General features: G+C 72.0%; 21 protein-coding genes. 8 read left to right on the forward strand and 13 right to left on the reverse strand.

Annotated features, from left to right (window positions below):
- Positions 1-75 precede the first annotated feature (75 nt).
- Positions 76-726: a class I SAM-dependent methyltransferase gene (locus AAG742_RS07930; RefSeq protein ID WP_248117598.1), complete on the forward strand. Its 651-nt coding sequence runs from the start codon at positions 76-78 to the stop codon at positions 724-726.
- Between the two features lie 79 nt (positions 727-805).
- Here the strand turns inward: AAG742_RS07930 and AAG742_RS07935 are convergent, their stop codons facing one another.
- The 3 genes from AAG742_RS07935 to AAG742_RS07945 form a co-directional block, all read right to left on the reverse strand.
- Complete coding sequence (locus AAG742_RS07935; protein WP_248117596.1) at positions 806-976, reverse strand: DUF3117 domain-containing protein; 171 nt, start codon at positions 974-976, stop codon at positions 806-808.
- Positions 977-1,090: 114 nt separating this feature from the next.
- A complete protein-coding gene (locus AAG742_RS07940) occupies positions 1,091-1,435 on the reverse strand; it encodes a cell division protein DivIVA (protein ID WP_343282004.1) in 345 nt (114 codons plus the stop codon).
- Entirely contained in the window at positions 1,432-2,232 is an 801-nt protein-coding gene (locus AAG742_RS07945) for a TIGR00730 family Rossman fold protein (protein WP_298712019.1), read from the reverse strand. Before AAG742_RS07945 ends, AAG742_RS07940 begins: the two co-directional genes overlap by 4 nt.
- Positions 2,233-2,365: 133 nt before the next feature.
- Here AAG742_RS07945 and AAG742_RS07950 point away from each other — a divergent pair, with 133 nt between their 5' ends.
- From AAG742_RS07950 to AAG742_RS07970, 5 genes are all read left to right on the forward strand, one after another.
- Complete coding sequence (locus tag AAG742_RS07950) at positions 2,366-3,439, forward strand: transporter substrate-binding domain-containing protein (protein WP_343282005.1); 1,074 nt, start codon at positions 2,366-2,368, stop codon at positions 3,437-3,439.
- An 85-nt stretch (positions 3,440-3,524) separates the two neighbouring features.
- Entirely contained in the window at positions 3,525-4,337 is an 813-nt protein-coding gene (locus AAG742_RS07955; RefSeq protein WP_248117588.1) for an amino acid ABC transporter ATP-binding protein, read from the forward strand.
- A gap of 72 nt (positions 4,338-4,409) precedes the next feature.
- Positions 4,410-5,297, forward strand: a complete 888-nt coding sequence (locus AAG742_RS07960; RefSeq protein WP_248117586.1) for a glutamate ABC transporter substrate-binding protein — start codon at positions 4,410-4,412, stop codon at positions 5,295-5,297.
- Positions 5,298-5,407: 110 nt separating this feature from the next.
- Positions 5,408-6,088 (forward strand): ABC transporter permease subunit, encoded by a 681-nt coding sequence (locus tag AAG742_RS07965; protein ID WP_298712011.1) that lies wholly within the window; start codon positions 5,408-5,410, stop codon positions 6,086-6,088.
- On the forward strand, positions 6,085-6,975 hold the full coding sequence (locus AAG742_RS07970; protein ID WP_298712006.1) for an amino acid ABC transporter permease: 891 nt from the start codon (positions 6,085-6,087) through the stop codon (positions 6,973-6,975). Before AAG742_RS07965 ends, AAG742_RS07970 begins: the two co-directional genes overlap by 4 nt.
- Positions 6,976-7,058: 83 nt before the next feature.
- Here AAG742_RS07970 and dapE read toward each other — a convergent pair whose 3' ends face one another.
- Positions 7,059-8,213, reverse strand: a complete 1,155-nt coding sequence (dapE, locus tag AAG742_RS07975; RefSeq protein ID WP_298987524.1) for a succinyl-diaminopimelate desuccinylase — start codon at positions 8,211-8,213, stop codon at positions 7,059-7,061.
- A gap of 70 nt (positions 8,214-8,283) precedes the next feature.
- Here dapE and dapD point away from each other — a divergent pair, with 70 nt between their 5' ends.
- Entirely contained in the window at positions 8,284-9,294 is a 1,011-nt protein-coding gene (dapD, locus tag AAG742_RS07980) for a 2,3,4,5-tetrahydropyridine-2,6-dicarboxylate N-succinyltransferase (RefSeq protein WP_343282006.1), read from the forward strand.
- Between the two features lie 2 nt (positions 9,295-9,296).
- Positions 9,297-10,214 (forward strand): hypothetical protein, encoded by a 918-nt coding sequence (locus AAG742_RS07985; RefSeq protein ID WP_319076452.1) that lies wholly within the window; start codon positions 9,297-9,299, stop codon positions 10,212-10,214.
- Positions 10,215-10,304: 90 nt separating this feature from the next.
- Here the strand turns inward: AAG742_RS07985 and AAG742_RS07990 are convergent, their stop codons facing one another.
- The 9 genes from AAG742_RS07990 to AAG742_RS08030 form a co-directional block, all read right to left on the reverse strand.
- Positions 10,305-11,567, reverse strand: coding sequence for a citrate synthase (locus AAG742_RS07990; RefSeq protein WP_248117665.1), 1,263 nt, complete (start codon positions 11,565-11,567; stop codon positions 10,305-10,307).
- A 164-nt stretch (positions 11,568-11,731) separates the two neighbouring features.
- The gene (gene dapC / locus AAG742_RS07995) at positions 11,732-12,883 is read right to left on the reverse strand and encodes a succinyldiaminopimelate transaminase (RefSeq protein ID WP_343282007.1); all 1,152 of its coding nucleotides are present in this window, start codon (positions 12,881-12,883) and stop codon (positions 11,732-11,734) included.
- 6 nt (positions 12,884-12,889) lie between these two features.
- Positions 12,890-13,216 carry a ferredoxin gene (fdxA, locus tag AAG742_RS08000; protein ID WP_248117572.1) on the reverse strand — a complete coding sequence of 109 codons (327 nt, stop codon included), beginning with the start codon at positions 13,214-13,216 and terminating at the stop codon, positions 12,890-12,892.
- Positions 13,213-13,728 (reverse strand): hypothetical protein, encoded by a 516-nt coding sequence (locus tag AAG742_RS08005; RefSeq protein WP_343282008.1) that lies wholly within the window; start codon positions 13,726-13,728, stop codon positions 13,213-13,215. Before AAG742_RS08005 ends, fdxA begins: the two co-directional genes overlap by 4 nt.
- Positions 13,721-15,631 carry a translational GTPase TypA gene (typA, locus tag AAG742_RS08010; protein ID WP_248117568.1) on the reverse strand — a complete coding sequence of 637 codons (1,911 nt, stop codon included), beginning with the start codon at positions 15,629-15,631 and terminating at the stop codon, positions 13,721-13,723. Before typA ends, AAG742_RS08005 begins: the two co-directional genes overlap by 8 nt.
- A gap of 125 nt (positions 15,632-15,756) precedes the next feature.
- Positions 15,757-17,802 (reverse strand): ABC transporter ATP-binding protein, encoded by a 2,046-nt coding sequence (locus tag AAG742_RS08015; protein WP_343282010.1) that lies wholly within the window; start codon positions 17,800-17,802, stop codon positions 15,757-15,759.
- Complete coding sequence (locus AAG742_RS08020) at positions 17,799-19,001, reverse strand: ABC transporter permease (protein WP_343282012.1); 1,203 nt, start codon at positions 18,999-19,001, stop codon at positions 17,799-17,801. Before AAG742_RS08020 ends, AAG742_RS08015 begins: the two co-directional genes overlap by 4 nt.
- Positions 19,002-19,008: 7 nt before the next feature.
- Positions 19,009-20,529 (reverse strand): ABC transporter permease, encoded by a 1,521-nt coding sequence (locus AAG742_RS08025; protein ID WP_298711986.1) that lies wholly within the window; start codon positions 20,527-20,529, stop codon positions 19,009-19,011.
- A gap of 162 nt (positions 20,530-20,691) precedes the next feature.
- Positions 20,692-22,569, reverse strand: a complete 1,878-nt coding sequence (locus AAG742_RS08030) for an ABC transporter family substrate-binding protein (RefSeq protein WP_298711983.1) — start codon at positions 22,567-22,569, stop codon at positions 20,692-20,694.
- Positions 22,570-22,682 lie beyond the last annotated feature (113 nt).

Below are 22,682 nucleotides of genomic sequence, written 5' to 3' on the forward strand. Positions count from 1 at the left end.
CGGTGCCGGCCGTCCGCGGAAGCCCGCGGCGCCGCCGTCGCCGGACCACCCCGCCCACCCCCGGAGAGAGCGCCCATGACCGCCCTGCACCCCCAGCCGACCGCCAAGCACGCCTCGTGGACGTACGCGGAGACCCGGCTGGAGGAGGACGCGGTGCTGCTGCGGGCACGGGAGCGCTCGGCCGAGCTCGGGGTGGCGCCGGTCAGCGAGGGCGCGGCGGCGCTGCTCACCGTGCTGGCGGCCACGCGCGCGCCGGGCGCCGTCGTGGAGATCGGCACCGGCGCGGGGGTCTCGGGCCTCGCTCTGATGCGCGGGCTGCCCGAGCGCACCGTCCTGACCACCGTGGACCCGGAGGCGGACGTGCAGCATGCGGCGCGGGAGGCCTTCTCCGAGGCGCACCTGCCGAACGGCCGCACCCGCATGATCACGGGGCGCTCCCGCCTCGTGCTGCCGCGCCTGACCACGGGCGCCTACGAGATGGTCGTGGTGGACGGCGATCCGGCCTCCCGCGCGTTCGACGTGGACCAGGCCGCCCGCATGCTGGCCCCCGGCGGGCTGCTGGTGGTCCTCGACGCCCTGGACCAGGACCGCGTGCCGCGTCCGGCGGTGCGCGAGCCCTCCACGGTGTCCGCCCGCGCCGTGGACCGCGGCATCGCCGAGGACGAGCGGTGGATCTCCGCCGTGGTCCCCACGGGCACGGGCATGCTGCTGGCCGTGCGCCGCTGACGCCTGCCGAGGAGCCCGGAGAAGCACGACGCCCCGCGCACCGGTCAGCGGTGCGCGGGGCGTGCGGCGTTCGGGGCGGTCAGCCCTGGGTGACGCCCTGCAGGCACTCCTTGAGCTCCTGCGCCTCCTCGGCGTTGATCTCCAGGACGAGGCGCCCGCCGCCGTCGATCGGCACGCGCATGATCAGGCTGCGTCCCTCCTTGGTCACTTCCATGGGACCGTCCCCGGTGCGAGGCTTCATGGCGGCCATTGCGACTTCCCTTCTGATGGTGTTCCCGTGTCGGCGCCGCCGGCGGATGTCGCAGACGGGCCCGGTGCCTTCGGCCCCCGCACGCGAGGCGTGGCGTGACCGGTCACACGCCCATTATCGCGGATCGCGCTGGCTGTCGCCACACGAGCCGGCGGGAGCGGCGGCGGCACGCTCCTCCTCGAGCTCGGCGATCCGGCGCTCGCGCCGGGCGAGGGTCTCCTGCAGTGCGGCCACCACCGCGTCCACTTGGTCCCGCTGGTAGCCCGGCACTGCCACGGCGAGGCGCACGTGGTCCACGTCCTGGGCCCGGGGGTCCGCGGGCAGGAGCACGGGGTGGCGGTGCTCGACGCCGGCGGGCGCGTCCGCGCGCAGGGTCGCGCGGCCCGTCGCCGCCGCCACGAGGGCGGCCACGGCCACCACGAGGGCGAGGACGAGGGCGATCCAGATCGGCTGGCTCATGCCCGGCCCCCCTGCTGGACCGCGGCCATGAGCGCCACGGCCTCCTCCGCGGTGTCCACCACGGAGAGCAGGTCGACGTCGCCGGGCGAGATCATCCCGCGCGCCTCGAGGGCCCCGCGGATCCAGTCCACCAGGGGACCCCAGAACGCACGGTCCACCAGCACCACGGGGAAGCGGCTCACGGTGCCGGTCTGCACGAGGGTGAGCGCCTCGAACAGCTCGTCCAGGGTGCCGAAGCCGCCGGGCAGCACGATGAAGCCCTGCGCGTACTTCAGGAACATGACCTTCCGGGCGAAGAAGTACCGGAAGTCCACGCCGATCCCCACGTAGGGGTTCAGCCCGGTCTCGAAGGGGAGCTCGATGCCGAGGCCCACGGACACGCCGCCCACGTCGTGCGCGCCGCGGTTGGCGGCCTCCATGGCCCCCGGACCGCCGCCCGTGATGACGGCGAAGCCGGCCTCGGCGAGGCGACGCCCCACCTCGCGGGCGAGCGCGTACTCGTCGGTGCCCTCCCCCGTTCGGGCGGAGCCGAACACGGAGACGGCGGGGCCGAGCTGCGCCAGCGTCCCGAAGCCCTCCACGAACTCCGCCTGGATGCGCAGCACGCGCCACGCGTCCGACGTCGTGGAGGCCACGTCCGAGACCGGCGGCGCCGTCATGCCCGACTGGCGGGTGTCCAGCAGGAGCTGGTCGAAGGTGGGGGCGGCAGCCGCGGCGCCGCTCAGGATCTGCCCGCCGCGGCGCACGGGCCCTCGATCGGGGTCCGCGGGCTGGGACGGGTGTGTCTGGTCGGCCATGGCCCCCACCCTAGCCAGTCGGGCCCTCTGGTCGCCCCCGTGGCGCAGGCCTGCGCTCCCCGCGCACCCGGGAGATATCCTGCGGTGACATCCGCCGCCCAGCGCGGCGCGCCGTCGACCCCCAGGAGACCCCGTGCCGTCCGCTGCGTCCCCCGACCGCCACCGCCTCGCCCGTGCCCGGCGGGCAGCGGCGACGGCCGCCCTGGCCGCCACGGTGGCGCTGGTGTCCGGATGCTCCGCGCCGGCCGCGCCCGAGGCCCCGCAGCCGCCCGAGGCGGCGGGGCCCGAGACCACCGCGCCGGTGGCCCCCACGCCTCCTGCCGGGCCAGGGACGCCCGTCGAGACCTCCTCCTCACCGCGCTCCGCCACGCCGGCCCGGACGACGAGCACCACGGACGCCACCGACGGCGCCTCCGCCGCGCCCACGCCCCGGCCGCGCGCGGACGGCGTGCTGCGGATCGCCCTGCCCGGCGACCGGCCCGGCCTGAGCACGGGCGAGAGGGACGACACCCCGGACGGGTTCGACGCCGACGCCGCCCGCGCCACGGCCATGTTCCTCGGCTACGAGGAGCGTCAGGTCCAGTGGGTCTGGCTCGGGACGCGCGCCCCCGCCGACGCCCTCTCCGCCGGGATCGTCGATCTGGCGGTCGGCGGGGTGCCCCTGACGCCGGCACCGGACGAGCCCATGGACGTGGCCGGCCCGTACCTGTCCGCCCGCCTGGGCGTGCTCGTGCCGGCGGACTCGTCCGTCGCGGAGCCGGCAGACCTGGAGGGCGGCACGGTCTGTGTGGAGTCCGGCTCCCCCGCCGCGGCCGCCCTCCGCGCCGAGGTCCCCGGTGAGGTGGAGCTGCTCGTGCAGGGCGGCGCCGCCGAGTGCCTCCCGGCGCTGCGCACGGGGCGGGTGGATGCGATCGCGGGCGACGAGCCTCTGCTGGGCGCGCTGAGCCGGGCGGACGAGGCGCCGGAGGCGCGCCTGCTCGACGCCGACCTCGGGGCCGCCCAGTACGGCGTCGGCCTGCCGGAGGACTCCACGCTGTGCGACGACGTCACAGCGGCCCTCGCCTCGCACCGCGCCGACGGCGGCTGGGCCCGGTCCGCCGAGGCTCTCGAGCGCGCCAGCGGGGTGCCGCTGTCTCCACAGCTGCGGCTCGCCGCCCTCCCGGATCCCGACCGCTGCGACAGCTCCCCCGCGCAGGGCGCCCAGTGAGCTGACGGGCGGGGATCGAGGCCGTCAGCCCGCCAGGAGCGTGATGCGCCGCACGGCGTCCTGTGACATGGACTATATTCTCTGCATGACCCACCACACCCCGGACACCGCCCACGGCGCCCATGCCGTCGGCACGGTGGCCTTCGGCGCACCGTCCGAGGCGCTCATCCGCCTCGAACACGTCAACAAGCACTTCGGCGAGTTCCAGGCGCTCAAGGACATCGACCTCGCCATTCCGCGCGGTCAGGTGGCGATCGTCCTGGGCCCCTCGGGCTCCGGAAAGTCCACCCTCTGCCGCACCATCAACCGCCTCGAGACCATCGACGACGACGGCGGCCGCATCCTCATCGGCGGCCAGCCGCTGCCCACCGAGGGCAAGGGGCTGGCCCGTCTGCGGGCCGAGGTCGGCATGGTGTTCCAGTCCTTCAACCTCTTCGCCCACAAGTCGATCCTCGAGAACGTGACCCTCGGGCCGATCCGGGTCAAGGGCAAGAAGAAGGCCGAGGCGGAACGGCATGCGATGGAGCTCCTGGAGCGCGTGGGCGTGGCCCCTCAGGCCAAGAAGATGCCCGCCCAGCTCTCCGGCGGCCAGCAGCAGCGCGTGGCCATCGCCCGCGCCCTGGCGATGGAGCCGCAGGCCCTGCTGTTCGACGAGCCCACCTCGGCCCTGGACCCGGAGATGGTGCAGGAGGTCCTGGACGTCATGGTCCAGCTCGCCCAGGAGGGCATGACCATGGTGGTCGTGACCCATGAGATGGGCTTCGCCCGAAAGGCCGGCGACCGCGTCATCTTCATGGCCGACGGCGCCGTCCTCGAGGACACCGACCCCGAGTCCTTCTTCACGGCTCCGCAGCACGAGCGGGCGAAGGACTTCCTCGGCAAGATCCTCACCCACTGACGACCCGCGGTCCCGCCACGCCGCCTGGCCCTCCCCGTCCTCCCCCACCCGCACCTGATCCCAGGAGACACCATGATCACCAAGAAGCTCGCCTCCATCACCGCCGTCGCCGCGGCCGCCGCCCTCTCCCTGACCGCCTGCTCCCCGTCTGCGTCGAGCGACTCCGGCGCCTCCGCGTCCGGCTCCGCCTCGGGCAGCGCCTCCGCGGGGTCCTCCGACTCGCTGCGCATCGGCATCAAGTTCGACCAGCCGGGCCTCGGCTTCCGTGAGGGTTCGAACGCCCCCACCGGCTTCGACACGGATGTGGCCCGCTACGTGGCCCAGAAGCTGGGCGTGGACGAGGACAAGATCGAGTGGGTGCAGACCCCCTCCGCCAACCGCGAGAACGCTCTGGAGAACGGCGAGGTGGACATGATCCTCGCCACCTACTCGATCACCGACGCCCGCAAGGAGCGCGTCGACTTCGCGGGGCCGTACTTCGTGGCCGGCCAGGACCTGCTGGTCCGCACCGACGAGACCGGCATCACCGGCCCGGACGACCTCGACGGCAAGAACCTCTGCTCCGTCACCGGCTCCACCTCCGCCCAGAAGATCAAGGACACGTTCGCCTCCGGGGTGAACCTCGTGGAACAGGGCGGCTACGCCGAGTGCGTGACCTACCTCGAGTCCGGCCAGGTGGACGCCGTCACGACGGACGACATCATCCTCGCCGGCCTCGCCGCCACGGACGCGAACAAGGGCAAGTTCAAGGTGGTGGGCAATCCGTTCACCACCGAGCGCTACGGCGTCGGCATCGCGAAGGACTCCGACCGCTGCGAGGAGATCAACACCGCCGTCAAGGAGATGAAGGACTCCGGCGAGTGGGAGAAGTCGCTCACGAAGAACACCGAGGGCACCGGCTACGAGTACGACAAGGAGCTGAACTCGGGCAAGGACGCCGAGCTCGAGCCCTGCGCCTGATCACCCCCTGACCCGACCGCCTCGGCGGCACCGCCCACCCGGGCGTGTGCGGCCGGGGCGGTCAGGCCACGGCCCCCTCCACCCCCGGAAGAGACGGCATCGGAAGACCCATGGAACCACTGTCCACTCTCATGGAGCAGTACGGCTCGGCCGTGCCGCTCGCGTTCTGGATGAACATCCGGCTGGCCGTCCTGGCCACGCTGGCCTCGTTCGTCTTGGGCGTCGTCCTCGCCCTGTGCCGCATCTCCCCCGTCCCCTCCCTGCGAGCGCTCGGCGCCGGCTATGTCCACATCGTGCGCAACACCCCGTTGACCATCATCATGCTGCTGGGAGTCCTGGCGGTGTGGGGCCAGCTGAAGGTCACCTTCGCGAGCGACTTCACCCTGAACTTCTTCATCTATGCGGTGATCGCGCTCTCCCTGTACCACGCGGCCTTCATGTGCGAGGCCATCCGCTCCGGCGTGAACACGGTCCCACTCGGGCAGGCGGAGGCGGCCCGGGCGATCGGCCTGGGCTTCCTTCCAGCGGCGCGCCACGTCATCCTCCCCCAGGCCCTGCGCGGGGCCATCACCCCGATCGGCAACACCGTGATCGCCCTGACGAAGAACACCACCGTCGCCGCGGCCGCCTCGGTCGCCGAGGCCTCCGGGCTCATGAAGACGATGATCGAGTTCCGCCCGGACATGATGGTGGCCATCTTCCTGACCTTCGCGATCGGCTTCTGCCTGATCGTCATCCCGATCGGCCTGCTCACCACGTGGGCCTCTGACAAGTGGGCGGTGAGCCGATGAGCGCCCAGGCCTCCATCCTCTTCGACGCCCCGGGCCCCGTGGCCCGGCGGCGCGTCCTGGTCCTCAACCTCGTGGCGCTGGCGGCCGTGGTGGCGGTGGCCGCGCTGGTCCTCGTCCGCATGGCCGAGCGCGGGCAGCTGGAACCCCGCCGCTGGAGCGCGGCACTCGACGCGAACGCGTGGTCCAACTACTACGTGCCCGGACTGCAGTTCACCCTGCAGGTGGCCGCGATCGCGGTGGTCACCTCGGTGGCCTTCGGCCTCGTGTTCGGCTTCCTCCGACTGGCGCCCTTCGCGCCGGTCCGGGCGGCGGCCGCCGTGGTGGTCGAGTTCTTCCGCGCCGTGCCGGTGCTCCTGATGATGGTGTTCTTCTACCAGGCCTTCGCCCTCGCAGCGCGCAGCGGCGTGCTCTCCGCCCAGGACGGCCCCTACTACGCCGTCATCCTCGGGCTCACCCTGTACAACGGCTCCGTGATCGCCGAGCTGGTGCGCTCCGGCGTCAAGTCCCTGCCCAAGGGCCAGCGCGAGGCGGCGGCGGCGATCGGCATGACGTCCAACCAGTCCCTGCGCCTCGTGGAGGTCCCCCAGGCCCTCGTCGCCATGCTGCCCTCGCTCCTCAGCCAGTTCGTGGTGATCCTCAAGGACTCCGCGCTCGGCTACCTGATCGGCTTCTTCGAGCTGCTCCAGTACGCCCGGCAGCTCGGCTCGGGTCAGGGGAACATCCTGCAGTCACTGGTGGTGGCCGCGCTCATCTTCATCGCGATCAACGTCCTGCTCACCTGGGTGGCGTCCCGTCTCTCCGGGCTGCTGTCCTCGCGCACCGCGGGCCGGACCAACCCCGCCGCGGGGTCCTCGGCCGTCGCCATCCCGGTGCACGCGAAGCACTGATCCGCCCTGCGACGGCCGGCCTCATCTCCGCCCCGCGCGGGCAGGGAGGCCGGCCGTCGTCGTCGGGGAGGGGGCCGCCGAGGTCAGCCCGCCAGCCACCCCGAGAGCGCGTCCAGGCAGGCGTGCACGGCGGCGCGGTCCACGTGCTCGTCGTCGGTGTGGGCCAGCAGGGCGTCGCCGGGGCCGAAGTTCACGGCGGGCACGCCGAGGGCGGAGAAGCGGGCCACATCGGTCCAGCCGTACTTGGGCTTGGGCTCCCCGCCCACGGCGGCCACGAACGCGGCCGCCGCGGGCCGGTCCAGGCCGGGCCGGGCGGCGGCGGAGGCGTCCATGACCTCCACCTGCGCCGTCCAGTCCACCCCGGCACGCTCGAACACCTGACGCACGTGGGCGTGCGCCTCCTCGAGGGTCTTGTCCGGGGCGAAGCGGTAGTTGACGTCCACGTGCGCCGCGTCCGGGATGACGTTGCCGGCCACGCCGCCGGCGATCCGGATGGCGTTGAGGCCCTCCCGGTAGTCCAGGCCCTCCACGGTCACCGTGGCGGGGTCGTACGCGGCGAGGGCACCCAGCAGGGGGCCGGCCTTGTGGATCGCGTTCTCCCCGCGCCAGGCTCGGCCGGAGTGGGCGGCCACCCCGGCGTAGGAGACGCGGTAGCGGCACGTGCCGTTGCAGCCGCCCTCCACGACGCCGTCGGTGGGCTCCAGCAGGACCGCGAAGTCGCCCTCGAGCAGCTCGGGGGCCTCGCGGACCACGCGGCCGAGGCCGGAGAGATGCGAGGCGACCTCCTCGTTGTCGTAGAACACCCAGGTCACGTCGTGCACGGGGGCCTGTGCGCCCGGCGCGTCCGTGGCGCCGCCGAAGCGGCCGGCGAGGGCGAGCTGCACCGCCACCCCGGACTTCATGTCCACCGCACCGCGGCCGTAGAGCGTGTCCCCGTCCCACGCGCTCGGCACGGTGCCGCGCGAACCCGGGACGGTCGGCAACGGCACCGTGTCCAGGTGTCCGGCGAGGATCACGCGGGTGTCCCGGCCCAGCTCGGTGCGGGCGACGACGGTGTCACCGAGGCGGCGCACGTCGAGGCCTCCGAGCCCGCGCAGGGCGGTCTCCACCGCGTCGGCGAGCGGCCGCTCCTCCCCCGAGACCGAGCGGATGTCCAGCAGGGTGGCGGTCAGCTCCGCGACGTCCAGGTCGGCGGCGGTGAGATCCGGGAGTGCGGGGGCGGCGTCGAGGGCTGTCATGGCGTCCAGTCTACGGACGCGGTCGGCCCCCGCCCCGGGTCCGGCGGGGCCCGATCGGTAGGCTGGGCCCATGACCGAGACCGCCGCACACCCGTCCCCCGCCTCGACCGCCTCGACCGCCTCGACCGCCCCCTCCGGCTCCGCCCGCCTCGTGGCCGGCCATGGCCTGGCCACCCGTGCCGCTGACGGCACGGTGCTGGACGTGTGGTTCCCCGCGCCCGTCGCCGGGCCGCTCGCGTCGGCGGACGCCTCCGTCGGCGGCATGCTGGACGGCCTCGCCACGGACGACGCCGACCGCGGCACCACGCAGTCCGTCGTCGCCCTCGAGGTCGACCTGGACGCCGCCCCCGCCTCCCCCGAGGACGCGTGGCTGCGCCTGCATGCGCTCTCCCACCGCCTCGTCCGCCCGAACGAGCTCAACCTCGACGGCGTGTTCGGCCTGCTGGCCAACGTCGTGTGGACCAACCACGGCCCGTGCGCCGTGGACGGCTTCGAGCTGACCCGCGCGAAGCTGCGCGCCCGCGGCTCCGTCACCGTGCACGGCGTGGACAAGTTCCCCCGCATGACGGACTACGTCGTGCCCAGCGGCGTGCGCATCGGCGACGCCGACCGCGTCCGCCTCGGCGCGCACCTCGCCGAGGGCACCACCGTCATGCACGAGGGCTTCGTGAACTTCAACGCCGGCACGCTGGGCCACTCCATGGTCGAGGGCCGCATCTCGGCCGGCGTCGTGGTCGGCGACGGCTCCGACCTCGGCGGCGGCGTCTCCATCATGGGCACCCTCTCCGGCGGCGGCACCCAGAGGATCGTGATCGGTGAGCACGTGCTGCTCGGCGCGAACTCGGGCGTCGGCATCTCGATCGGCGACGACTGCGTGGTGGAGGCCGGTCTCTACGTCACGGCCGGCACGCGCGTCACGGTGCTCCGCGAGGGCGAGGAGCCCGCCGTCGTGAAGGCCGTGGACCTCTCCGGGGTCCCGAACCTGCTCTTCCGCCGCCACTCGGGCACGGGCGCCGTCGAGGCCCTGCCGCGCGCCGGGCGCACGGTGGAGCTGAACGCCGCGCTGCACGCGAACGGCTGACCATGAGCGCCCCTGCCGCTCCGCGCCGCCGGCCGTCCCTGGCGCGGCGCGCCCTTGTCACGGCCACGGGCGTGCTCGTGCTCGGCGGCCTCGGGGCGGGCGCGTGGTGGGCCTCGGAGGCCGGCCACGGCCCGCTGCTCGGCCCGGAGGTGTGCCTCGTGATCACCGACGACGGCGCGCACCACCGCCTCTCCCCGGACCGCGCCGCCGTCGCGGGCGTGATCGCCGCGACCGCGCAGGAGCGCGGGATGCCGCCGCGCGCGGCCACGATCGGGATCGCCACCGGCATCCAGGAGTCGGGCCTGCGGGCCCTCGACCACGGGGACCGGGCCGGCCCCGACTCGCGCGGCGTGTTCCAGCAGCGCCCCTCGCAGGGCTGGGGCACGCAGGAGGAGGTCATGGACCCGGTGTACGCGGCGAACGCGTTCTTCGCCGCGCTGGAGGACATCGCCCCGGACTATCAGGACATGGCCGTCACCGAGGCCGCCCAGGCGGTGCAGCGCTCGGCCTACCCGGACGCCTACGCGGACCACGAGGTCGAGGCCCGCGCCTGGGCCGCCGCGCTCACGGGCGAGTGGACCGAGAAGCTGCGCTGCCGCCTCGACACGCCGGGCGAGGCGGACCCGGAGGGCTTCCTCGCCGCCGCGGCGCGCCAGCACCCCTCCGTCGCATGGAGCCGCCCGCCCGAGGACTCGCCGAGCGGCAGGACCGTGGCGGTCGCGGGCGGCACGGGCGGCCTGGACGATGCCGAGGCCCGCTCCCTCGCCGCCTGGTCCGTGGTCAACGCGGACGCCCACGGGGTGCGCACCGTGGAGACCGGGGACCTCGTGTGGGAGCGGTCGGGCGGCGGCGGGTTCGTCAGCCGCGCCGAGGCCGGGATCGATCAGACTCCGGTGGAGGGCGTGCGCGTCACCTTCTGAGCGGCGCGGGTTCGCGCCGACGACGACGCCGGCCCGCCGCCTCCGCGAGGAGGACGACGGGCCGGCGGACCCCCGAGCGGGGCGTGCGGTTCAGCGCTGCGGGTACTGGCGCAGCGGCTCGCCCACGTAGATCTGGCGGGGACGGCCGATCTTGGTGGCCGGATCCTCCATGAGCTCGCGCCACTGGGCGATCCACCCGGGCAGGCGGCCCAGGGCGAAGAGGACGGTGAACATCTTCTCCGGGAAGCCCATGGCCTTGTAGATCACGCCGGTGTAGAAGTCGACGTTCGGGTAGAGCTTGCGCTCCACGAAGTAGTCGTCGGCCAGGGCCTTCTCCTCGAGGCGCTGCGCGATCTCGAGGAGCTCGTCGTTGCCGCCGAGCTTGGCGAGGATGTCCTCGGCGGTCTTCTTGATGATCTTCGCGCGCGGGTCGTAGTTCTTGTACACGCGGTGGCCGAAGCCCATCAGGCGGACGCCGTCCTCCTTGTTCTTCACCTTCTCCATGAAGTCCTCGGGCTTCGTGCCCTCGGCCTGGATCTTGCGGAGCATGTTCAGCACGGCCTCGTTGGCGCCGCCGTGCAGCGGGCCGTACAGCGCGTTGACGCCCGCCGAGACGGAGGCGAAGAGGTTCGCCTCGGTGGAGCCGACGAGGCGCACCGTGGAGGTGGAGGCGTTCTGCTCGTGGTCCGCGTGCAGCATGAGGAGCAGGTCGAGCGCCTTGACCATGTCCGGGTCGATCTCGTACTCCTCGGCGGGCACGCCGAAGCACAGGCGGAGGAAGTTCTCCACGTAGTTCAGGTTGTTGTGCGGGTACATGAAGGGCTGGCCGAGCGACTTCTTGAACGCGTAGGAGGCCAGCACCGGCAGCTTGCCCAGCAGGCGGATGGTGGAGATGTGCACCTGGTCCGGGTCGTGCGGGTCCAGGGAGTCGCCGTAGAACGTGGAGAGGGCGGACACGGAGGAGGACAGCACCGGCATCGGGTGCGCGTCGCGCGGGAAGCCGTTGAAGAACATCTTCAGGTCCTCGTGCACCATGTTGTGGCGGAGGATGTTGGTCTCCCAGTCGGCGAGCGCCTCCTTGGTCTCCGGCAGCTCGCCGTAGATCAGGAGGTAGGCGACCTCCATGAAGGAGGAGTTCGCCGCGAGGTCCTCGATCGCGTAGCCGCGGTAGCGCAGGATGCCCTGGTCGCCGTCGATGTAGGTCACGGCGGACTTGGCGTTCGCGGTGTTCATGAAGCCGGGGTCGTAGGTCACGTCGCCGGTCTCCTTGAGGAGCGGGGCGATCTTGATGCCGTCGTTGCCGGCCGTGGCGCGCTCGATGCCGAGCTCCAGGCTCTTCTCGCCGACATTCAGCCGGACGGACTCGTTCTCAGTCACGGGAAACTCCCTCGTCGTGGTTCATGGATGGCCCCGCGCAGCACGCGAGGATGGGGCACACCGCACGTGGGGACGTCTGCGGCCCACGCTACCAACTCCCGTGCCCGGCGGGGCACGGGGGCGGCGCGGCGGCGACGGTGTCAGTCCCGCGCGGCTGCGCGCTCGGTGAGCCGGCGGGCGGCGCGGGCGACGGCGTCGTCCGAGGCCGTGAGCGCCACGCGCACGTAGCCCTGGCCGGCCGGGCCGTAGAAGACGCCGGGCCCGGCGACGATGCCGAGGTCGGCCAGCGCCCCCAGCAGGTCCCACGAGTCCTGTTCCGTGGCGGCGGACGGGTCGGTGTCTGCGCGGCGCGTCCACAGGTAGAGGCCCGCCTCGGAGTGGTCCACGGCGCAGCCGGCCGCCTCCAGCGCGGGCTTGAGGAGCGCGCGGCGGCGCCGGTAGCGGTCCTTCTGCTCGGCCACGTGCGCGTCGTCGGCCAGGGCCGCGGCCATCGCGTGCTGCACGGGCGCGGGCACGATCATGCCCGCGTGCTTGCGCGTGTTCACCAGGGCGGCCACGAGCGCGGGATCGCCCGCGGCGAACGCCGCGCGGTACCCGGCCAGGTTGGACTGCTTGGAGAGCGAGTACACGCTGAGCAGGCCCGTGAGGTCCCCGCCGGAGACCTCGGGGGCCAGGATGCACGGCACCTGCGTGTCCTCCCATGCATCCCACCCGAGCTCGGCGTAGCACTCGTCGCCGCACACCACGGCGCCGAGGGCGCGGCCCTGGTCCACGATCCGCTTCAGCGCGTCCGCGGCGAGGACGGCGCCCGTCGGGTTGGCCGGCGAGTTGGTCCACACGAGGCGCACGCGGGCGCGCACGTCCGGGTCCAGCTCCTCCAGGTCGTCCGCCGCCACGGCCTGCGCTCCGGCGATCTGCGCACCGATCGCGTACGTGGGGTAGGCGGTGCGCGGGTGCACCACGACGTCGTCCGCACCGAGGCCCAGCAGCGTCGGCAGCCACGCGATGAACTCCTTGGAGCCCACGGAGGGGATGACGGCGGCCGGGTCCAGCCCGGGGACGCCGCGGCGACGGGCGAACCAGTCCACCACGGCCCCGCGCAGCGCGGCGGTCCCGTGCGTGGTGGGGTACCCGTGGGCGTCGGCGGCCTCGGTGAGGGCGCGCCGGATCAGCTCCGGCGTGGGGTCCACGGGCGTGCCGATGGACAGGTCCACCGTGCCGTCAGGATGCGCGGCCGCGCGCTCACGGTAGGGGGCGAGCGTGTCCCACGGGTAGTCCGGGAGGGTGAGCATGGGCGCTCAGGCGTCCGCGTTCTGCGGCGGCAGGGCGGCGATGATGGGGTGGTCCTTGGCGATCTTGCCCAGCTTGGCCGCGCCGCCCGGGGAGCCGAGGTCATCGAAGAACTCGACGTTGGCCTTGTAGTACTCGGCCCACTCCTCGGGGGTGTCGTCCTCGTAGTAGATGGCCTCCACGGGGCACACCGGCTCGCACGCGCCGCAGTCGACGCACTCGTCCGGGTGGATGTAGAGGGAGCGCTCGCCCTCGTAGATGCAGTCCACGGGGCACTCGTCGATGCACGCCTTGTCCTTGACGTCCACGCACGGCAATGCGATCACATAGGTCATGACTGACCGTCCACCTCTCGTCGGTGATGGGGGTTCGGGGCTTCCGCCCAGGGTACTCTCTCGGTCCGACGCGGGCCCCTGCGCCCGCCTCGGGCGGCGAGGGCCGGCAGCACCACGCCGAGCACGGGCAGGCCCGCGATCCAGGCCACCGAGGCCAGTGCGGCGCCCGGCATCGCCGCGAACACGTCCGGCGTCCACGGCAGGCCCAGGCGGTCCGTCGCCGGCAGGCGGCAGAGCGCGAGCGCGGCGGTGAACGCGCCCACTGCGACGGCGGCGCCGGCCGGGAGGGCCCGCCCGCCGGCGTCGGCGGTGCGGCGCATCCACCACCACTGGGCGGACCCCGCCAGCAGCAGCGCCAGGGCGGCGCCCCACGGCAGGGTCCAGGCGCCCGCGAGCGGGGCCACGTTCAGGTGGGTGGCGGTGCCGAGGGCGCCGACTCCCAGGCCGAGCAGCACCCCGCCGACGACGGACGCCGCCGGCGGGGTGGGACGCTCGGCGGACGCGTCAGGCACGGGCGCGCTGGCGGGCGGCCTTGTTGCGCTCGTTGGCGTCCAGGATCACCTTGCGGATGCGGATCGACTCCGGGGTGATCTCCACGCACTCGTCCTCGCGGGCGAACTCGAGGGACTCCTCGAGGGTGAGGATGTGCGGCGGGGTGAGGCCCTCGAAGTTGTCGGCCGAGGCCGAGCGCATGTTCGTGAGCTTCTTCTCCTTGGTGATGTTGACGTCCATGTCGTCCGCGCGCGAGTTCTCGCCGACGATCATGCCCTCGTACACCTCGGAGCCCGGGTTGATGAAGAAGGTGCCGCGCTCCTGCAGGTTGATCATGGCGAACGGCGTGGCGGTGCCCGCGCGGTCGGCCATGAGCGAGCCGTTGGTGCGGTACTCGATCTCCCCGGCCCACGGCTCGTAGCCGGCGGCCTCGGAGGAGGCGATGCCGGCGCCGCGGGTCTCCGTGAGGAAGCGCGTGCGGAAGCCGATCAGGCCGCGGGCGGGCACGAGGAACTCCATGCGGATCCAGCCGGTGCCGTGGTTGGACATCTCCTGCATGCGGCCCTTGCGGGCGGCCATGAGCTGCGTGACGCCGCCCATGAACTCGTCCGGGATGTCGATGGTCATGCGCTCCATGGGCTCGTGGACCTTGCCGTCCACGGTCTTGGTGACCACCTGGGGCTTGCCGACGGTGAGCTCGAAGCCCTCGCGGCGCATCTGCTCCACGAGGATGGCCAGGGCGAGCTCGCCGCGGCCCTGGACCTCCCACGCGTCGGGGCGCTCGGTGGGGAGCACCTTGAGGGACACGTTGCCGATGAGCTCCTTGTCCAGGCGGTCCTTCACCTGGCGCGCGGTGACCTTGGCGCCCTTGACGCGGCCGGCCAACGGGGACGTGTTGATGCCCACGGTCATGGAGATGGCCGGATCGTCCACCGTGATGAGCGGCAGGGGCTTGGGGTTCTCGGCGTCGGTGAGCGTCTCGCCGATCATGATGTCCTCGATGCCGGCCACGGCGACGATCTCGCCCGGGCCGGCGGACTCCGCGGGGACCCGCTCGAGGCCGCGGGTGGCGAGGAGCTCGGTGATCTTGACGTTCTTCAGCTGGCCGTCCTGGCGGGCCCAGGCCACGGTCTGCCCCTTCTTGAGGGTGCCGTTGAAGATGCGCAGCAGCGCGAGGCGGCCCAGGAACGGGGAGGCGTCCAGGTTGGTCACGTGGGCCTGCAGGACCTCGCCCTCCGTGAAGGTGGGGGCGGGGATGTTGGACATGATCACCTTGAACAGCGGCTCGAGGTCCTCGGCGTCCGGCAGGGCGCCGTCCTCGGGCTGGTTCACGGAGGCGCGGCCGGCCTTGCCGGAGGCGAACACGACGGGCACGTCCAGCACGGCGTCCAGGTCCAGGTCCGGGTCCTCCTCGGCGAGGTCCGAGGCCAGGCCGAGCAGCAGGTCCATGGAGTCGGAGACGACGCCGTCGATGCGGGCGTCCGGGCGGTCGGTCTTGTTGACCACGAGCACCACGGGCAGCTTGGCCGCGAGGGCCTTGCGCAGCACGAAGCGGGTCTGGGGCAGCGGGCCCTCGGACGCGTCCACGAGCAGGACGACGCCGTCCACCATGGACAGGCCGCGCTCCACCTCGCCGCCGAAGTCGGCGTGGCCGGGGGTGTCGATCACGTTGATGGTGACGGTCTCGCCCTCGGGGGCCGACGGGCCGGAGTAGAACACCGTGGTGTTCTTGGCGAGGATGGTGATGCCCTTCTCACGCTCGAGGTCGCCGGAGTCCATGACGCGCTCGGCCACGTCGCCGTGCGCGGCGAAGGATCCGGTCTGGCGGAGCATGGCGTCCACGAGGGTGGTCTTGCCGTGGTCCACGTGGGCCACGATGGCCACGTTGCGCAGATCGGAGCGGCGGGTTTCGGTCGAGGTCATGGGGGTCCTGTCCGGTTCGGCAGTCAAAGAGGCGGGGCGCACGACGACGGCGGCCCCGGTGCGATCATACGCGCCGGGGCCGCCGTCGTCGGGCCGGGGGACGGACGGGGCGACCGTCCGGTCCGTCAGTACACGCCCTCGCCGAGGGAGGCGAGGAACTCGCGGCGCTGCTGACGCCGCTCGGCCTGCTGGTCCGGGTCCGGCACGGGGGCCGCGGCCAGGAGCCGGCGGGTGTACTCCTCGCGCGGGTGGTGCAGCACCTCCTCCACGGGACCCTGCTCCACCTGCTTGCCGTCCTTGAGCACGAGCACCTTGTGCGCCAGCATGTCCACCACCGCCAGGTCGTGGGACACGAAGAGGCACGCGAACTCGTAGCGGTGCTGCAGCTCGGCGAACATGTCGAGCACGGCGGCCTGGACGGAGACGTCCAGCGCCGACGTGGGCTCGTCCGCGATCAGCACCTCGGGATCCAGGGTCAGCGCACGCGCGATGGAGATGCGCTGGCGCTGGCCGCCGGAGAGCTCGTGCGGGAAGCGGTTCACCACGCTGCGCGGCAGCTTCACCGCGTCCAGGAGCTCCTCGGCGCGGGCCAGGCGCGAGCGCCGGTCCCCCACGCCGTGGACCACCATGGGCTCGGTGATGATGTCGCCGATCGGGAAGCGCGGGTCCAGCGAGGCCGCCGGGTCCTGGAACACGACGCCGATCCGGCGACGCAGGGCCTTCTGCTGCGCCTTCGGGATCGTCGCGAGGTCCTCGCCCTGGATGCGCAGGGCACCCGAGGCGATCGGAAGGAGCCCGAGCACGGACTTCGCGATCGTGGACTTGCCCGAGCCGGACTCGCCCACGAGGCCCAGGATCTCCCCGGGCGCCACCGTGAAGCTGACGTCGTGCACCACGCGGTTCCTCTTGCCCCGGTGGTCGTACTCGAGGTTGAGGTTCTCCGCCTCGATCGCGTACCGGGCCCGCGTCTGCGTGGAGGTGACGGGCTCCGGCTCGGCCACCTGGTAGGCGGCGCCCAGCCGGGGCACGGCCGAGAGCAGCTTCTGCGTGTAGGGGTGCTGCGGGTGCTGGAGCACCTGGTGCACGGAGCCCTGCTCCACGAGCTCGCCGTGGAGCATCACGCACACGCGGTCCGCCATGTCCGCGACCACGCCCATGTTGTGCGTGATCAGCAGGATGCCGGTGTTCATCTTGCTCTTCAGCGAGCGCAGCAGCTCCAGGATCTCCGCCTGGACGGTCACGTCGAGGGCCGTGGTGGGCTCGTCGGCGATGATCATCTTCGGCGAGCAGCTGATGGCCATCGCGATCACGATGCGCTGGCGCTGGCCGCCGGAGAACTGATGCGGGTACTGCTTGAGACGGTTCTCCGGGTCCGGGATGCCCACCATGGTGAGCAGCTCGATCGCGCGCTTGTCCGCCTCCGTGCCGAAGGCGAGCCCGTGCAGCTCGAGGGCCTCCGTGAGCTGGTCGCCCACCGTGAGCACGGGGTTCAGGGCGGTCATGGGCTCCTGGAAGACCATGGCCACGTCCTTGCCGCGCACCGAGCGCAGCCGTCCCGGGGACATCGTGAGGATCTCCTGGCCGGCCAGGCGCACCGAGCCGGTGATGTCCGCGTTCGAGGGCAGCAGGCCCATCGCGGTGGAGCTGGTCACGGACTTGCCCGAGCCGGACTCGCCCACGAGCGCCACGACCTCGCCGGGCTTGACGTCGAACGTCACGCCCTTCACGGCGTGGACCGGGCCGAACTCGGTGCTGAACTGCACGTCCACGTCCTTGAACGCGAGCACGGGCTCGCCGGCGCGGTCGTCGTGGCGGGTGACCACACCGATCGCGCTCGTGGTCGGCCCCGCGACGACGCCCTCGCTCGCGGGCTCGACGACGGTGCGCTCGCCGACCACGGGGGCGGCCGGGCGGACGTCTGCCGCATCCGCGGACGCGGTGCCCGAGGAGCCGGGCACCGCGGCACCCACGGCGTCGAGGTCGACGGCGGAGGAGCCGTGCGTCCCGGCGGCGTCGACGCCGTGCGGTCCCACCTCGGGGAAGTCCGCCGCGGTGACGGGGCCGTCGGTCGGGGCCGGCTGCGTCAGCGCGGTCTCGGTGGCCGGGGCCACGTCCTTCTTCTTCTTGCCGAACATGAAACGGCCTTTCTTGTCGTTCGCGCTCGAGCTCACAGTGCGCCGCCTCCGTCACGGCCGCGACGGGCGTCGGCCTCGGTCGGCGCGACGTCCTCGGCGGCATCGACGTCCTCGGCGGCGCGGGCCGTCGGGGCGGTCTGCAGGCCGCCGGCGGTGACGGCGCCGGCCTCGGTCACGGCGGCGCGTCGGCCGAAGAGGCCGCGCTTGGGGCGCCCGGCGCCGGCCTGGCGCGGGTCGAAGGCGTCGCGGAGGCCGTCGCCGAGGAAGTTCACGGAGAGGGCGACGGCGAGGATGATCATGCCCGGCCACCAGAACAGCCACGGACGCGTGGTGAAGGAGTTCTGGTACTGGCTGATGAGCACGCCCAGGGAGGTGTCGGGGGGCTGCACGCCGAAGCCGAGGAAGGACAGCGAGGTCTCCAGCAGCACAGCGCCGGCGATCGCGAAGGTGGCGTTCACCACGATCACGCCGATCGTGTTGGGAAGCAGGTGCTTGAGGATGATGCGGCCCGAGGAGGCGCCCATCGCGGTGGCCGCGGCCACGTACTCCTTCTCCCGGAGGGAGAGCACCTCACCGCGCACGAGGCGGGCCAGCGATGTCCAGGAGACGAGCCCGAGCACCACCGCGAGGGGGAAGATGCCCATCTTCAGCCCGGCCGCCATCTGGCCGAGCACGGCCGCGAGGACGAGCAGCGGGATGACGATGATCAGGTCGGTCAGGCGCATCAGCACCGAGTCGACCCAGCCGCCGAAGTAGGCGGAGACGGCGCCGATGAGCGCGCCGATCACCGTGGACAGCAGGCCCACGATGATCGCGATGATCATCGACTGCTGGGTGCCGCGCATCACGAGGGCGAAGTAGTCCTTGCCCGTCGACTCCTGGCCGAAGGGGTGTTCGCCCCATCGGATGCCCTCGCCGCCCAGGAACTGAGGGACGAGCGACATGGTGGGGCGCCCCTCGTTCACGATCGGGGCGGCGTCGGTGTAGGTCTTGTCCCACCAGCCGGGCAGGCCGCCGTAGCCGATGGAGGTGAAGGCCATGATCGCCACGAACGCGAGCACCACGAGGGAGATCATCGCGGCCTTGTGACGGAAGAAGCGCTTCCGGACCAGCGCGCCCTGCGAGAAGGACTTGCCGGAGGTCTGCCGCAGCTTGGCGTCCTCGGCCTCGGCCAGGTCGAAGATCTGCTGCGCCTCGGTCTTCGAGACCGGCGTGGAGGTGTTGTCAGTCGTCATGGGGCTCTCACACTCGGATTCGGGGGTCGAGGACGGCGTAGAGCACGTCCGCCACGAGGTTCATCAGCACGGCGGCGGTGCCGGTGACGAGGAAGAAGGCCATGACGGGCATGGGGTCCACCTCGCGCAGGCCGGTGGCGAAGAGCTCACCCATGCCCTTCCAGCCGAACACCTGCTCCGTGATCACCGCGCCGCCGATCAGGCCCGCGAAGTCGAAGGCCATGATGGTGGTGATGGGGATGAGGGAGTTGCGGAACGCGTGCTTCAGGATCACCTGGCGCTCGCCCAGGCCCTTGGCCCGGGCCGTGCGGATGTAGTCCTGGCGCGAGACCTCGAGCATGGAGGAGCGCGTGTACCGCGAGTACGTGGCCACCGAGATGATGGTCAGCAGGATGGTCGGCAGGACGAGCTGCGCGCCGCGGTCCAGGAAGAGCACCCAGAAGTGGCCCTCCATGTTGGGGGTGCCCGAGCCGATCACGGAGATCGGGCGGGGCTTCATGCGCAGGAGCGTCGGCCAGTAGTTCATCAGGTGCTCGGCCACGATGGCCACGCCCATCAGGAGCGCCGTCACGATGGAGACGGCGACGGCGGAGCCCTTGGAGAAGCCGCCGAGGAGGCGTCCCACGACGATGGCCACCAGGATCGTGAGCACCCCGAGGCCCGCGAGCAGCAGCCCGGAGGGGTTGGTCATCAGCAGGCCGTAGGTGGCGTAGTAGCCGACCATGCCCAGGGCCACGGTGACGAGCGCCGCCTTGAGCACCGAGCGGTTGCGCAGGCCGGCGACCACGATGGTGGCCCCGACGGCGACGGCCAGGCCGATGAGCAGCTGGACGATCGGGCCCATCCGGGGGTTGCGCCAGAAGTCCATCGCGAACAGCAGCCAGCCGACCAGGACCACGAAGGCCGCGGTGGTGGCGAAGGTGAAGAGCCGGCGCTTGGCGTCGCCGGCCATGGCCGCCTGCAGCATCAGGCCGGCGATCAGCGCGGCCAGGAGCAGGGCCGGCCAGCTGAGCGTCGGGTCCGCGATCCAGTCGTTGAACCGGATGCCCAGGTACTCCTTCAGGATCACCGCGGCCCAGAAGACGGGCAGGGAGAAGAAGAGGAAGATCAGGAACGTCACCGCGTAGTCGAGGCCCGAGTACTGGCGGATGGCGGTGATGATGCCCACCGCGACGCCGATGATGATGGCGAGCACGGTGGCCAGCACGACGAGTCGCAGGGTGGAGGCGGCGGCCAGGCTGAGCAGCTCGCCGACCGGCTGGCCGGAGCGGTTCGTGCCGAGGTCGCAGCTGCCCGTGACGCAGCCGCCCACGCCCTTCAGCCAGTCCCAGTAGCGGACGTACCACGGCTGGTCGAGGTTCATGAAGGCGGTGCGGGTGGCGATCAGGTTCTCGCGGTTGTTGCTCTGCGACTCCCGCAGGTCCTCGAGGGGGTCACCGGAGTGGACCGTGAGGAAGAAGAGGAGGATCGAGGCGCCGAACAGCACGAGGATCGAGCTGCCGAGGCGCTTGAGGATGAATTTCAGCACAACAGGGGGTGGCCTTCCGTGCGCGTGCGGAGGATAGAGGAGGTGCGGCGGAGCCGCGGTTCACGGAGAGAGCCCGGCCGGGTCACGGCCGGGCTCTCACCGGGGTCTGCGGCGCGTGCCCATCACTGGAGGGCATCACGCGTGCAGGGCGTCAGCCGCGCGTCACTGGACGCGCTTCCACTGCTCCACGTTCCACAGCGCGCCCGACTGGGCGGCGGTGTCGCGGACGTTGGCGACGTTCGCGTTGTGGCCCACGATACCGGGGTGCGCGTACAGCGGGATGGCCTGGAAGTCCTCCCACAGCAGCTTCTCGATCTTCTTGACCTGCTCGTACTGCTCGGCCTCGTCCAGGGAGGAGGCGAGCTTGTCCCACGCGGCGTCGACCTCGGGGTTCGAGTAGTTCATCTGGTTCTGGGCGCCGGTGGTCTTGTAGATGTTGGCACCGGAGGCCTTCTGGCCGGAGCCGGACCACGCGAAGAGCGCGGCGTCGAAGTCGCCCGCGGGGAGGACCTCCTTGAAGAACACGGTGCTGTTCGTGTCCTGGATGTCGAAGCCGGCCTGGTCGCACGAGGACTTGATGAGCGCGACGGTCTCGGTGCGGCGCGGGTTGCCGGCCTGGTATCCGAGGCGGACGGTCGGCTTGTCCACGCCCGACTTCTCGACGAGCTCCTTCGCCTTCTCGATGTTCGGCTGGTCCAGCTCGGTGTTGTAGGACTCGGCGATGACCTCGTCGTACGTGTCCTGGAAGGGGAACACCTCGCGGGCGTTCATGACCTTGGCCTCGGGGTAGATGGGCTTGATCAGCTTGTCCACGATGTCCTGGCGCGGCACGCAGAGGGCGAACGCCTCGCGCAGCTCCGGGCTGTCCGCGAACACGGAGCCCTTGCCGCGGTTGTAGTCGATGTGCTCCCAGGTCAGCTGGTCGCCGGTCTGGATGTTGACCTGGTCGCCGAGGCCCTTGAGCTGTTCCAGGGTGTCCACGGTGGCCTGCGGCTCGATGACGTCGAGGTCGCCGTTCTGCAGAGACTGCACGTGGGTCTTCGGGTCGGCGAAGCGGAGCACGAGCTCCTTCGTGGCGGCGGGGGTGCCCCAGTACTCCGGGTTGGCCTCGAGCGTGATGCTCTGGCCGGCCTGCCAGCCGTTCTCCTTGAACTTGTAGGGGCCCATGGAGGGGGTCAGCGCCGGGTCCGGGAGCTCGCCGGGGTTGAAGTCCCACTTCTCGTTCCAGAACTTGGCGGCCGGCGCGAGGGCCTCGGCGTCCTTGGCCTTGGCGGCGTCGACGAGCTCGGTGAGCTCCATGCCCGACTGCTCGGCGATCACGTGGGCCGGCAGGGCGGAGCCGATGAGGATCTCCCAGTCCGCGTAGGGCTCGGCGTAGGTGACAGTGAACTCCTTGCTGTCCGCCTCGCCCTCCGGGGCCTCCGGGATGTAGGTGCCGGGGTCACCCGTGATGGAGTCGAACAGCGGGGGCAGGTTGCCCTCCTCGTCCTTCTCGCCGTTCGGATCGGTGATGGTGGGATTGTCCGCGGCCCACTGCACGATGAAGTCGGCGGCGGTGACAGGAGTGCCGTCGGACCACTTCGCGTCCTCGTTGATCGTGTACTTGACCTTGAGCGGGTCGTCCGAGACCTTCTCGTACTTGCCGAAGTCCTCGTTGCGGATGATGGAGCCGTCCGTGCCGAAGTAGTAGAAGCTGGAGAACATGCGGTCGACCACGGCGGAGTTGTACGTGGTGTACGTGTTGGACTGCACGCCGTTGTAGGAGAGGAAGTCGTCCGCGCCCACGGAGTAGGCGATCGAGCCGTCCTCGGTCTTGACGTCGCCGAGGTCGGCCATGGAGGGGCCGTCGGCCTTGGCGGTGAGCTTCTGACCCTTGTCGCCCGTCAGGACCTCGCCGGAGCCGGACGCGGAGGCGTCGCCGGAGCCGGCGGCCTTGGAGCCGTCGCCCGAGGCGGCCGGCCCGGCCGGGGCGCACGCGGAGAGCATCAGGGCGGAGCCGGCGGCGAGGGCCGCGGCGGCGGAGAGCTTGGTGTACTTCATGGAAGGGGCTTCCAATCATCAGAAGGTGCAATGGGCGCCTCCCCCTTCGTGCGCCGCAAGGGGCTTCCAGGGTTCGAGACGGCCTCCGGACCGGCCCTAGTCAGGGCCTCTCC

Source organism: Micrococcus sp. 2A, assembly GCF_039519235.1.
Lineage (GTDB): Bacteria > Actinomycetota > Actinomycetes > Actinomycetales > Micrococcaceae > Micrococcus.

Bases quoted from the DNA above. Each gene is read 5' to 3' on its own strand.
- AAG742_RS07930 (WP_248117598.1), top strand. From the start codon at position 76: ATGACCGCCCTGCACCCCCAGCCGACCGCCAAGCACGCCTCGTGGACG.
- AAG742_RS08020 (WP_343282012.1), bottom strand. From the start codon at position 19,001: ATGACGACTGACAACACCTCCACGCCGGTCTCGAAGACCGAGGCGCAG.
- AAG742_RS07935 (WP_248117596.1), bottom strand. From the start codon at position 976: ATGGCCGCCATGAAGCCTCGCACCGGGGACGGTCCCATGGAAGTGACC.
- AAG742_RS07965 (WP_298712011.1), top strand. From the start codon at position 5,408: ATGGAACCACTGTCCACTCTCATGGAGCAGTACGGCTCGGCCGTGCCG.
- AAG742_RS07960 (WP_248117586.1), top strand. From the start codon at position 4,410: ATGATCACCAAGAAGCTCGCCTCCATCACCGCCGTCGCCGCGGCCGCC.
- dapD (WP_343282006.1), top strand. From the start codon at position 8,284: ATGACCGAGACCGCCGCACACCCGTCCCCCGCCTCGACCGCCTCGACC.
- AAG742_RS07940 (WP_343282004.1), bottom strand. From the start codon at position 1,435: ATGAGCCAGCCGATCTGGATCGCCCTCGTCCTCGCCCTCGTGGTGGCC.
- fdxA (WP_248117572.1), bottom strand. From the start codon at position 13,216: ATGACCTATGTGATCGCATTGCCGTGCGTGGACGTCAAGGACAAGGCG.
- dapE (WP_298987524.1), bottom strand. From the start codon at position 8,213: ATGACAGCCCTCGACGCCGCCCCCGCACTCCCGGATCTCACCGCCGCC.
- typA (WP_248117568.1), bottom strand. From the start codon at position 15,631: ATGACCTCGACCGAAACCCGCCGCTCCGATCTGCGCAACGTGGCCATC.
- AAG742_RS07945 (WP_298712019.1), bottom strand. From the start codon at position 2,232: ATGGCCGACCAGACACACCCGTCCCAGCCCGCGGACCCCGATCGAGGG.
- AAG742_RS08030 (WP_298711983.1), bottom strand. From the start codon at position 22,569: ATGAAGTACACCAAGCTCTCCGCCGCCGCGGCCCTCGCCGCCGGCTCC.
- AAG742_RS07970 (WP_298712006.1), top strand. From the start codon at position 6,085: ATGAGCGCCCAGGCCTCCATCCTCTTCGACGCCCCGGGCCCCGTGGCC.
- dapC (WP_343282007.1), bottom strand. From the start codon at position 12,883: ATGCTCACCCTCCCGGACTACCCGTGGGACACGCTCGCCCCCTACCGT.
- AAG742_RS07985 (WP_319076452.1), top strand. From the start codon at position 9,297: ATGAGCGCCCCTGCCGCTCCGCGCCGCCGGCCGTCCCTGGCGCGGCGC.
- AAG742_RS07955 (WP_248117588.1), top strand. From the start codon at position 3,525: ATGACCCACCACACCCCGGACACCGCCCACGGCGCCCATGCCGTCGGC.